Below are 11,205 nucleotides of genomic sequence, written 5' to 3'. Positions count from 1 at the left end.
TCATGGCTGACTATCGCGGGAGAAAAGTTGTCATCATCGGACTGGGCCTGACCGGACTGTCCTGTGTTGATTTCTTTGTAGCGCAGGGCGTAACGCCACGCGTGATGGATACCCGTATGTCACCGCCCGGGCTGGACAAGCTGCCTGAGCAGGTGGAGCGCTATGTGGGCGGGATCAACAGCGACTGGCTGTTGGCTGCCGACCTGATTGTTGCCAGCCCCGGTATTGCGCTGGCACATCCGGCGCTGTGCGAAGCCGCGGATGCGGGCATCGAAATCGTGGGCGATATTGAGCTGTTTTGCCGTGAAGCACAGGCACCCATCGTGGCAATTACCGGTTCGAACGGAAAAAGTACGGTCACCACCTTAGTCGGCGAAATGGCGAAGGCCGCAGGCTGGCAGGTCGGTGTCGGCGGCAACATTGGCTTACCCGCCCTCAGCCTGCTGAAAGCGCCTGCGCAGCTCTATGTCCTTGAACTGTCCAGCTTTCAGTTGGAGACCACTCACAGCCTGAAAGCCGCAGCGGCCACCATCCTTAACGTGACTGAAGATCATATGGATCGCTATCCGTTAGGTATGCAGCAGTATCGGGCAGCAAAACTGCGGATTTACGAAAACGCGCAGGTCTGTGTCGTGAACGCGGATGATGGCATGACGATGCCGGTACGCGGCGCTGACGCGCGCTGCGTGAGTTTTGGCATCGATATTGGCGATTATCACCTTAATAAGCAGCAGGGCAGCATCTGGCTGCGCGCCAAAGGCGAGAAGGTCCTGAATACCGACGAAATGACGCTGGTAGGCCAACACAATTACACCAATGCGCTGGCGGCTTTAGCGCTGGCAGATGCGGTAGGGCTGCCCCGCTCAACCAGCCTGTCTGCGCTGGCAGCGTACTCTGGACTGCCACACCGCTTTCAACTGGTTCATCAGAGTCGCGGGGTGCGCTGGATCAATGATTCAAAAGCGACCAACGTTGGCAGCACGGAAGCGGCACTGAAAGGCTTACAGGTTAACGGCACGCTCTGGCTGCTGCTCGGGGGCGATGGGAAATCGGCTGATTTCTCGCCGCTGGCCACTTATCTGCAAGGCGATCGTATCCGGCTGTACTGCTTTGGTCGCGATGGCGATGCGCTCGCCGCGCTGCGGCCTGACGTGGCGGTGCGTACCGATACGCTGCAGCAGGCCATGGAGCAGATCGCCAGACAGGTCCAGCCGGACGATATGGTACTGCTTTCCCCCGCCTGTGCCAGCCTCGATCAGTTTCGCAATTTTGAACAGCGCGGTGACGTCTTCGCGCAGCTGGCAAGGGAGTTAAGCTGATGCGGATTCCTGGTGCAGGCATAGTGAATTATCTGTCAGGTCGCCTGAGCAACTGGGTGATGGGGTCACGTGAGAGCGACGATACCTCACTGGTGCTCTACGATCGTACGCTACTGTGGTTAACCCTGGGATTAGCCGCGATTGGTTTTGTGATGGTGACGTCGGCATCAATGCCGGTAGGTCAGCGTCTGAATGACGATCCGTTCTACTTTGCCAAGCGTGATGCGTTCTATATTGCGCTGGCATTCGGCATGGCGCTGGTCACGCTGCGCGTTCCGATGGATTTCTGGCAGCGCTACAGCAACATAATGCTGATGGTTTCCGTCGCCATGCTGCTGATTGTGTTGGTGGTGGGCAGCTCGGTAAACGGTGCGTCACGCTGGATTGCCTTGGGGCCGCTGCGTATTCAGCCCGCCGAGTTATCTAAACTCACGCTCTTCTGCTATCTCGCCAGTTACCTGGTGCGCAAGGTAGAAGAAGTGCGAAATAACTTCTGGGGCTTTTGTAAGCCAATGGGCGTGATGGTGGTGCTGGCCGTACTGCTGCTGGCCCAGCCCGATCTGGGGACGGTGGTCGTGCTGTTTGTCACTACGCTGGCGATGCTGTTTCTGGCGGGGGCCAAACTGTGGCAGTTCCTGGCCATTATCGGCTCCGGCATCTTTGCTGTGGTGCTGCTGATCATCGCCGAGCCATACCGTATGCGTCGTGTCACCTCGTTCTGGAATCCGTGGGAAGATCCGTTCGGCAGCGGCTACCAGCTGACGCAGTCTCTAATGGCGTTTGGCCGCGGTGAATTCTGGGGGCAGGGGCTGGGGAATTCGGTTCAGAAACTGGAGTATTTGCCCGAAGCCCATACCGACTTTATTTTCTCCATTATCGGAGAAGAACTGGGTTACATCGGTGTGGTTTTAGCGCTGTTAATGGTATTCTTCGTGGCTTTTCGTGCGATGTCGATTGGCCGGCGCGCGCTTGAACTTGATCAACGTTTTTCCGGCTTTTTAGCCTGTTCAATTGGCGTGTGGTTCAGCTTTCAGGCACTGGTCAACGTGGGCGCTGCGGCTGGTATGTTACCGACCAAAGGTCTGACGTTGCCGCTGATTAGTTACGGTGGCTCGAGTTTGATCATTATGTCGACGGCCATCGTATTTTTGTTACGTATTGATTATGAAACGCGTCTGGCTAAAGCGCAGGCGTTTACCCGAGGTGGTCGATGAGTGGTAAACGATTGATGGTAATGGCAGGTGGCACCGGTGGACACGTTTTCCCGGGGCTGGCTGTTGCCCATCATCTGAAAGCGCAGGGCTGGGAAGTTCGCTGGTTAGGCACTGCAGATCGTATGGAAGCCGATCTGGTACCGAAGCACGGTATCGACATCGACTTCATTCGTATCAGCGGATTACGCGGCAAGGGCATCAAAGCCCTGCTGTTGGCACCGGTGCGTATTTTCAACGCCTGGCGTCAGGCTCGCAAGATTATTAAAGCCTGGAAGCCTGACGTTGTGCTGGGCATGGGTGGCTATGTTTCGGGGCCGGGTGGCCTGGCTGCATGGAGCTGCGGTGTCCCTGTGGTGCTGCATGAGCAAAACGGGATCGCCGGGCTGACAAACAAGTGGCTGGCAAAAATCGCCACCAAGGTTATGCAGGCGTTTCCCGGCGCCTTTCCTCACGCAGAGGTGGTAGGAAACCCGGTACGTACAGACGTGCTGGCACTGCCCTCACCGGCTCAGCGTCTGGCCGGGCGCAGCGGCGCTATCCGTATTCTGGTGGTGGGTGGCAGCCAGGGCGCACGTATCCTTAACCAGACCGTGCCCCAGATTGCGGCTCTACTGGGTGAGCAGATTACCGTCTGGCATCAGACCGGAAAAGGCGCGTTGCAGGACGTTCAACATGCTTATCAGCAAGTGGGTCAGGACCATCACAAGGTGACCGAGTTTATTGATGATATGGCAGCGGCCTACGCCTGGGCAGACGTCGTGATTTGTCGCTCAGGTGCACTGACGGTGAGTGAGATCGCCGCGGCAGGATTACCGGCGATCTTCGTGCCGTTTCAGCATAAAGATCGTCAGCAGTACTGGAATGCCTTGCCGCTTGAGGGCGCAGGTGCAGCCAAAATTTTTGAGCAGCCGCAGTTTACAGCGGAGGCGGTAGCGGAAACGTTGCGTCACTGGGATCGACCAACATTACTCGCGATGGCTGAAAAAGCCCACGAGGTGGCGGTACCCGATGCGACTGAACGGGTCGCGCAGGAAGTGGCTCGCGCCGCACATTAACGCATCAGGTCAGCCTGGCTGACCCGTGCTCATATTGAGCACAAACTGAATGAGTAGGTAGGTAATAAAGCGTAATGAATACACAACAACTGGCGAAACTGCGTTCTATCGTGCCCGAGATGCGTCGCGTCCGGCACATTCACTTTGTCGGCATCGGTGGTGCTGGCATGGGCGGTATTGCCGAAGTGTTAGCGAATGAAGGTTACCATATCAGCGGTTCTGATCTGGCGCCAAATCCGGTGACACAGAATCTGATCAATCTGGGCGCGACCATTTACTTTAACCATCGCCCGGAAAACGTAACGGATGCCAGCGTTGTCGTGGTCTCCAGTGCGGTGGCGCAGGACAACCCTGAGCTGGTGGCTGCACGCGAACAGCGAATCCCGGTCATCCGCCGCGCAGAGATGCTGGCAGAGCTGATGCGTTTTCGCCACGGTATTGCGATTGCCGGCACGCACGGCAAAACCACCACGACGGCGATGGTCTCGAGCATTTACGCGGAAGGCGGTCTGGACCCCACCTTTGTGAATGGGGGGCTGGTAAAAGCCGCAGGCACGCATGCACGTCTGGGCAGTAGCCGCTACCTGATCGCCGAAGCGGACGAGAGCGATGCGTCATTCCTGCACTTACAGCCAATGGTCGCCGTTGTCACCAATATCGAAGCGGATCATATGGACACCTATCAGGGCGATTTTGAAAACCTGAAGCAGACGTTCATTAATTTCCTGCACAATTTGCCGTTTTACGGTCGTGCGGTGATGTGTGTTGATGATGCCGTGATTCGCGATCTGCTGCCGCGTGTCGGCCGCCAGATTACTACTTATGGTTTCAGCGACGACGCCGACTTTCGCATCGAGGCGTTTGAACAACGCGGCGCGCAGGTTCATTTCAGCCTGATTCGTCAGGACAAAGCGCCGTTACAGATCACTCTGAATGCGCCGGGTCGACACAATGCTTTAAACGCCGCCGCCGCCGTGGCGGTGGCCAGCGAAGAAGGGATTGAAGACAGCGCGATTCTGGCTGCGCTGGAAAGCTTCCAGGGTACCGGTCGTCGTTTCGACCAGCTGGGTGAGTTTCCTACGGAGCCGGTTAATGGGCAGCCTGGCACCGCCATGCTGGTGGACGATTATGGTCATCATCCCACGGAAGTTGACGCCACCATTAAAGCCGCGCGAGCGGGCTGGCCGGATAAAAAACTGGCGATGGTGTTTCAGCCGCACCGTTATACCCGCACGCGTGACCTGTTTGATGATTTTGCCAACGTGCTGTCTCAGGTTGACGTTTTGCTGATGCTGGATGTCTACGCCGCAGGCGAAACGCCCATCCCAGGCGCAGACAGCCGTGCACTGTGCCGCGCCATTCGTCATCGCGGCAAGGTCGATCCTATTCTGGTGCCGGAACATGATGCGCTCGTTGAAATGCTGGCGCCTTTGCTGTCAGGCAACGATCTGATTCTGGTTCAGGGGGCAGGAAACGTCGGTAAAGTGGCGCGGAAGCTGGCTGAATGCAAATTGCAGCCAGCACGTAAAGTGGAGGGCCGTCATGACTAAAGTTGCCGTTTTAATGGGCGGCACGTCAGCCGAGCGCGACGTGTCCCTGATGTCCGGCGGTGCCGTGCTGGCGGGCCTGCGTGAAGCCGGTATCGATGCACAGGGTATTGATACCCGCGACGTCTCAGTGCTGGAGTTAACCGCGCAAGGTTTTGAAAAGGTGTTTATCGCCCTGCATGGTCGCGGCGGCGAGGACGGCACGCTTCAGGCGGTGCTGGAATTCCTGCAGTTGCCTTACACCGGCAGCGGTGTGATGGCTTCCGCCGTCACCATGGACAAGTTGCGCACCAAACTGCTGTGGCAGGGCAGGGGACTGCCGGCGGGTAAATTTGTCTGGATTACGCGTGAACAGATGCAGAGCGGTCTGGATGCGGCGACCGAGGCGGCGATTAGCGCATTGGGATTACCCCTGTTCGTGAAACCGAGCAGCGAGGGATCCAGCGTCGGCATCAGCCGTGTAAACCAGTTAAGCGATCTGTCAGCTGCGCTGGAAGAGGCGTTTCGCCACGACGACAATGTGCTGGTCGAAGCTTTTCTGAGCGGTGAGGAATATACCGTTGGCATTCTGGGTGACCAGATTCTGCCCGCGATAAAAATAAAGACCGCCAGCGAGTTCTATGACTATGAAGCGAAATACATTTCTGACGATACTCAGTACTTCTGTCCAGCCGGGCTGAGTGCCGAGCGCGAGGCGGAATTACAACAGCTGGTGTGGTCAGCCTGGCGTGCACTCGGATGCAGCGGCTGGGGACGCGTTGATGTCATGACTGACGATCAAGGACACTTCCAACTGCTGGAAGCGAACACCTCACCGGGCATGACCAGCCACAGCTTAGTGCCGATGGCGGCAAAGCAGGCCGGGCTGACATTTTCTCAACTGGTCGTACGTATTCTGGAGTTGGCCGACTGATATGTCACAGGCGGCGATGAATGTACGTAATCGTGAAGCGCAGGAGCGGGCACGCACCGGTCGCAGTAACGGTGCCCGGCTCTTCGGCATCGTGTTTCTGCTGATGGTGATGGGCGTAATGATTGCGGGTGGCCTGGTCGTTCTGAAGTGGATGAACGATGCCTCCCGTTTACCCCTGTCGAAGCTGGTGGTCACAGGGCAACTGCACTACACAACCCATGACGATATTCGTCAGGCGATTTTGTCACTGGGTTCACCGGGCACGTTTATGTCGCAGGACGTGAACGTGATCCAGCAGCAGATAGAACGGTTGCCATGGATTAAACAGGTTAGTGTGCGTAAGCAGTGGCCAGACGAACTGAAAATTCATTTGGTGGAGTTTACACCGGTAGCGCGCTGGAATGACTCACACATGGTGGACAGCGACGGTGTGTCATTCAGCGTCCCGGCTAACCACATGGGTAAAGAAACGCTGCCGATGTTATACGGTCCAGAAGGCAGTGAAAAAGAGGTGCTGGCGGGTTATCACAGTATGGATGACGTGCTGAAGGCCAGGAAGTTTACCCTGAAGGTGGCGTCGATGACGGCGCGACGTTCATGGCAGTTAGTGACCAGCGATGATGTCCGCATTGAGCTGGGGCGGACCGATACCATGAAGCGTCTGAATCGTTTTATTGAGCTCTATCCGGTGCTGCTGCAGCAAGGTCAGAATGAACACAAGCGCATCAACTCGGTTGATTTACGCTATGACTCTGGCGCTTCTGTTGGCTGGACACCGATAGTGATGGATCCACAGGACAGTAATCAGCAACAAAACCAGGCACAGGCTAAACAACAATGATCAAGGCAACGGACAGAAAACTGGTAGTTGGACTCGAAATCGGCACTGCGAAGGTCGCCGCCCTGGTTGGGGAAATTCTGCCCGATGGTATGGTCAATATTATTGGGGTCGGCAGTTGTCCGTCCCGCGGTATGGATAAAGGCGGCGTAAACGATCTTGAGTCGGTGGTGAAATGCGTTCAGCGCGCCATCGATCAGGCTGAGTTGATGGCGGATTGCCAGATCTCCTCTGTTTACCTTGCATTATCGGGCAAACATATCAGCTGTCAGAACGAAATCGGGATGGTTCCGATTTCCGAAGAGGAAGTGACTCAGGATGATGTCGAGAACGTGGTGCATACTGCGAAGTCAGTGCGCGTTCGTGATGAGCATCGTATCCTGCACGTTATTCCGCAGGAATATGCTATCGACTACCAGGAAGGCATCAAAAATCCGGTCGGCCTGTCTGGTGTGCGCATGCAGGCAAAGGTGCATTTGATCACCTGTCACAACGACATGGCAAAAAATATTGTTAAAGCCGTTGAACGTTGTGGCCTCAAAGTTGACCAACTGATTTTTGCCGGTCTGGCGTCCAGCTTTGCGGTCCTGACCGAAGACGAACGTGAGCTGGGTGTTTGTGTCGTGGATATTGGTGGCGGCACAATGGATATCGCCGTCTATACTGGCGGTGCATTGCGTCATACTAAGGTGATCCCCTATGCGGGGAATGTGGTAACCAGCGATATCGCCTACGCATTTGGTACGCCGCCCACCGATGCGGAAGCCATTAAAGTGCGTCACGGCTGTGCGCTAGGATCGATTGTAGGTAAAGATGAAAACGTTGAAGTGCCGAGCGTAGGCGGACGTCCGCCACGAAGCCTGCAACGTCAGACGCTGGCAGAGGTGATTGAGCCACGTTATACCGAGCTTTTAAATCTGGTCAATGACGAGATTTTGCAGTTACAGGAACAGCTTCGCCAGCAGGGCGTTAAGCACCATCTGGCAGCCGGGATTGTGTTAACCGGCGGTGCGGCGCAGATTGAAGGTCTGGCAGCCTGCGCGCAGCGCGTATTCCATACGCAGGTGCGCATTGGACAGCCGCTGAACATTACTGGCCTGACGGACTACGCCCAGGAGTCTTACTATTCCACGGCGGTCGGGCTGTTGCACTACGGTAAAGAGTCACATATGAACGGTGACGCAGAGGCTGAAAAGCGCGTTTCCGTGGGTAACTGGTTTAAACGTATTAATAGTTGGTTAAAAAAAGAGTTTTAATTTTTGTAAAAGGGGATCATGCTGTTTTCTTTAGTGATCTCCAGGCGACAGGCACATAACGGAGAGAAATCATGTTTGAACCTATGGAATTAACCAATGACGCGGTGATTAAAGTCATCGGCGTCGGCGGTGGCGGTGGCAACGCCGTAGAGCACATGGTACGCGAGCGTATCGAAGGTGTGGAATTCTTCGCTGTGAATACCGACGCGCAGGCGTTGCGTAAAACAGCAGTCGGCCAGACCATCCAGATTGGTAATAACATTACCAAAGGACTGGGAGCGGGTGCGAACCCGGAAGTCGGCCGTAACTCTGCAGAGGAAGATCGCGAAGCACTGCGTTCTGCGCTGGAAGGGGCAGACATGGTGTTCATCGCAGCAGGTATGGGTGGTGGTACCGGTACCGGCGCTGCGCCTGTTGTGGCTGAAGTGGCCAAAGATCTAGGTATTTTGACCGTTGCGGTCGTGACCAAGCCCTTCAATTTTGAAGGCAAAAAGCGCATGGCCTTTGCTGAGCAGGGGATCGCTGAGCTGTCCAAGCACGTGGATTCACTGATCACTATCCCAAACGACAAGCTGTTAAAAGTTCTCGGACGTGGTATTTCCCTGCTCGACGCGTTTGGTGCGGCTAACGACGTGCTGAAAGGCGCCGTACAGGGGATCGCCGAGCTGATTACCCGTCCTGGCTTGATGAACGTGGACTTTGCTGACGTACGTACCGTGATGTCAGAAATGGGTTACGCGATGATGGGTTCAGGCGTGGCTTGTGGTGAAGACCGTGCAGAAGAAGCCGCTGAGATGGCGATCTCCAGTCCACTGCTGGAAGATATCGACCTCTCTGGTGCGCGCGGCGTGCTGGTCAACATTACTGCGGGCTTCGACCTGCGTCTGGATGAGTTCGAAACCGTGGGTAACACTATCCGCGCCTTCGCTTCAGACAACGCGACCGTTGTAATTGGTACCTCTCTGGATCCAGAGATGAATGACGAACTGCGCGTCACCGTGGTGGCAACCGGTATCGGCATGGATAAGCGTCCAGAGATCACGCTGGTAACGAACAAACCTGCCAGCCAGCCTGTCATGGATCATCGTTACCAGCAGCATGGTATGTCCCCGCTGCCGCAGGAGCAAAAACCTGCTGCGAAAGTGGTAAACGATCAGAGTGCACAGTCAAACAAAGAGCCCGATTACCTTGATATTCCGGCGTTTTTGCGCAAGCAGGCCGACTAGGAATAACCTTATAATTGGGATTTCCCGCTCTTTGTGCTAAAGTGTTCGCCCGCTGGTAACGTATACTGGCGGTCGGAAAGCGATATTGCGAGATAATAACGATGATCAAACAAAGGACATTAAAACGTATTGTTCAGGCGACAGGTGTCGGTTTACATACCGGCAAGAAAGTCAGCCTGACCCTGCGCCCTGCGCCGGCTAATACCGGGGTCATCTATCGTCGCACTGACTTGAATCCACCGGTTGATTTTCCGGCTGATGCAAAATACGTGCGCGACACCATGCTGAGCACCTGCCTGGTGAACGATGAAGGCGTGCGTATTTCGACAGTTGAACACTTAAATGCCGCACTGGCAGGTCTGGGCATTGACAACATTATTGTCGAAGTTGATGCGCCAGAAATCCCAATTATGGACGGCAGTGCAGCGCCTTTCATCTATCTGCTGATGGATGCAGGCATCGAGCAGTTGAACAGCGCAAAGAAATTTGTGCGTGTTAAGCAGACCGTGCGTGTTGAAGACGGTGACAAATGGGCTGAGATCAAACCTTACAACGGTTTCTCGCTTGATTTCACCATTGATTTCAATCACCCGGCTATCGATTCCAGCTCTCAGCGTTACCAGATGAAATTCTCTGCCGAAGCGTTTGTTCGTCAGATCAGCCGTGCACGTACTTTTGGCTTCATGCGTGAAATCGAATATCTGCAGTCTAAAGGCCTGTGCCTGGGCGGTAGTTTAGATTGTGCGATTGGCCTTGATGATTTCCGCGTGCTTAATGAAGAAGGCCTGCGTTTTGAAGACGAGTTTGTGCGTCACAAAATGTTAGATGCCATCGGCGATCTGTTTATGTGTGGCCATAACGTTATTGGCGCGTTTACCGCGTACAAATCGGGTCATGCTCTGAACAACAAACTGCTGCAGGCCGTTTTGGCGAAGCAGGAAGCCTGGGAATGGGCGACCTTCGAAGACGAAGCTGAATTGCCACTGGCGTTTAAAGCACCTAATCTGGTTCTGGCCTGATATCGGCTCAGAACGTAAAAACGGCTGGTTGCGCTGACACTCTCTCCGGTCAGTTGCACCAGCCGTTTTTTATTGCCTCGCCATTCATTTCCGCTTGCTGCGACAGCATTCTCCGCTCAGAACGACCAATTGCTGAATTGCTGCACAATCGCGCGCGATTTCTCCCACTGTCGCACTAAACTCAGGTGTCGCCGCGCCACATTAGTGTTACTATCTCTGGCGCTTTTACAGGCTGCATGCTGCTGAAAACAGCAGTGAATAATTAAAATGTTATGCGCAATGGAACAATTGTGATCGGAATTTTTCTACGCTGGCGACAAATAGGTAGACGCTATTTCTGGCCTCATTTCCTCCTGGGAATGGTGGCGGCCAGTCTTGGCTTGCCGGCGTGTGCGCAAACCACTGAGCTCAATACGGCATCCGAAGCCTCAGCCAGTAGCCTGTTCATTGGCAATGCGGTCCGTTTTGATCATTTGATCCGTCTTCAGGAAGCCTCGCGACGCCCCAGTTTTACGGTTGACTACTGGCACCAGCATGCCATTCGCACGGTTATCCGCCATCTCTCTTTCACGTTAACGCCACAGGCGCAGGCGGAAGAGCAGGTGCATCCGCTGGCCGCACAAAAGCTGGCGTTGATTGATTCCCTTCATGCGTTATTAACGTCTCAGGCGGCACAGTCCGGCATCCCTGTTGGTTTGTCCCCGCAACCTCTTCCTGCTGCTCCGGTATCCTCACAGGCTGACGGACACGGCAAAGTGCACGGTATCCGTGCCGGACCCGCGCCATTGTTCTGCTAATCTTTGTGCTTTAAATCCCAT

At 55.1% G+C, this 11,205-nt stretch carries 10 protein-coding genes; all 10 read left to right on the top strand.

All coding sequences use genetic code 11. The features are described from left to right. The first annotated feature begins 2 nt into the window (after positions 1–2). The 10 genes from murD to secM all read left to right on the top strand — a co-directional run bounded on the left by murD (position 3) and on the right by secM (position 11,184). Positions 3–1,319 carry a UDP-N-acetylmuramoyl-L-alanine--D-glutamate ligase gene (gene murD, locus AAIE03_RS14350; protein ID WP_029571008.1) on the top strand — a complete coding sequence of 439 codons (1,317 nt, stop codon included), beginning with the start codon at positions 3–5 and terminating at the stop codon, positions 1,317–1,319. After that, positions 1,319–2,533, top strand: a complete 1,215-nt coding sequence (gene ftsW / locus AAIE03_RS14345) for a cell division protein FtsW (protein WP_013024612.1) — start codon at positions 1,319–1,321, stop codon at positions 2,531–2,533. Before murD ends, ftsW begins: the two co-directional genes overlap by 1 nt. Further along, on the top strand, positions 2,530–3,588 hold the full coding sequence (gene murG, locus AAIE03_RS14340; RefSeq protein ID WP_013024613.1) for an undecaprenyldiphospho-muramoylpentapeptide beta-N-acetylglucosaminyltransferase: 1,059 nt from the start codon (positions 2,530–2,532) through the stop codon (positions 3,586–3,588). Before ftsW ends, murG begins: the two co-directional genes overlap by 4 nt. 74 nt (positions 3,589–3,662) lie before the next feature. Then, positions 3,663–5,138 carry a UDP-N-acetylmuramate--L-alanine ligase gene (gene murC, locus AAIE03_RS14335; RefSeq protein WP_013024614.1) on the top strand — a complete coding sequence of 492 codons (1,476 nt, stop codon included), beginning with the start codon at positions 3,663–3,665 and terminating at the stop codon, positions 5,136–5,138. Next, positions 5,131–6,048: a D-alanine--D-alanine ligase gene (locus AAIE03_RS14330; protein ID WP_013024615.1), complete on the top strand. Its 918-nt coding sequence runs from the start codon at positions 5,131–5,133 to the stop codon at positions 6,046–6,048. The genes murC and AAIE03_RS14330 overlap by 8 nt, the downstream gene beginning before the upstream one ends. Position 6,049: 1 nt before the next feature. After that, positions 6,050–6,889 (top strand): cell division protein FtsQ, encoded by an 840-nt coding sequence (ftsQ, locus tag AAIE03_RS14325; protein ID WP_013024616.1) that lies wholly within the window; start codon positions 6,050–6,052, stop codon positions 6,887–6,889. Beyond that, positions 6,886–8,142 (top strand): cell division protein FtsA, encoded by a 1,257-nt coding sequence (gene ftsA, locus AAIE03_RS14320; protein ID WP_006117681.1) that lies wholly within the window; start codon positions 6,886–6,888, stop codon positions 8,140–8,142. Before ftsQ ends, ftsA begins: the two co-directional genes overlap by 4 nt. Positions 8,143–8,213: 71 nt before the next feature. Next, entirely contained in the window at positions 8,214–9,368 is a 1,155-nt protein-coding gene (ftsZ, locus tag AAIE03_RS14315; protein WP_013024618.1) for a cell division protein FtsZ, read from the top strand. A 101-nt stretch (positions 9,369–9,469) separates the two neighbouring features. Further along, positions 9,470–10,387, top strand: a complete 918-nt coding sequence (lpxC, locus tag AAIE03_RS14310; protein WP_013024619.1) for a UDP-3-O-acyl-N-acetylglucosamine deacetylase — start codon at positions 9,470–9,472, stop codon at positions 10,385–10,387. 290 nt (positions 10,388–10,677) lie between these two features. Further along, entirely contained in the window at positions 10,678–11,184 is a 507-nt protein-coding gene (gene secM / locus AAIE03_RS14305) for a secA translation cis-regulator SecM (protein WP_014606586.1), read from the top strand. The last annotated feature ends 21 nt before the right edge of the window (positions 11,185–11,205 follow it).

The sequence above is a fragment of the Pantoea sp. Ae19-2 genome (assembly GCF_059801205.1).
The sequence above is the reverse complement of the archived record's forward strand: the minus strand, read 5'-3'. Positions and strand labels throughout refer to the sequence as shown.

Coding starts and splice junctions, on each gene's coding strand:
- murD (WP_029571008.1), top strand. CDS start 3: ATGGCTGACTATCGCGGGAGAAAAGTTGTCATCATCGGACTGGGCCTG.
- ftsW (WP_013024612.1), top strand. CDS start 1,319: ATGCGGATTCCTGGTGCAGGCATAGTGAATTATCTGTCAGGTCGCCTG.
- murG (WP_013024613.1), top strand. CDS start 2,530: ATGAGTGGTAAACGATTGATGGTAATGGCAGGTGGCACCGGTGGACAC.
- murC (WP_013024614.1), top strand. CDS start 3,663: ATGAATACACAACAACTGGCGAAACTGCGTTCTATCGTGCCCGAGATG.
- AAIE03_RS14330 (WP_013024615.1), top strand. CDS start 5,131: ATGACTAAAGTTGCCGTTTTAATGGGCGGCACGTCAGCCGAGCGCGAC.
- ftsQ (WP_013024616.1), top strand. CDS start 6,050: ATGTCACAGGCGGCGATGAATGTACGTAATCGTGAAGCGCAGGAGCGG.
- ftsA (WP_006117681.1), top strand. CDS start 6,886: ATGATCAAGGCAACGGACAGAAAACTGGTAGTTGGACTCGAAATCGGC.
- ftsZ (WP_013024618.1), top strand. CDS start 8,214: ATGTTTGAACCTATGGAATTAACCAATGACGCGGTGATTAAAGTCATC.
- lpxC (WP_013024619.1), top strand. CDS start 9,470: ATGATCAAACAAAGGACATTAAAACGTATTGTTCAGGCGACAGGTGTC.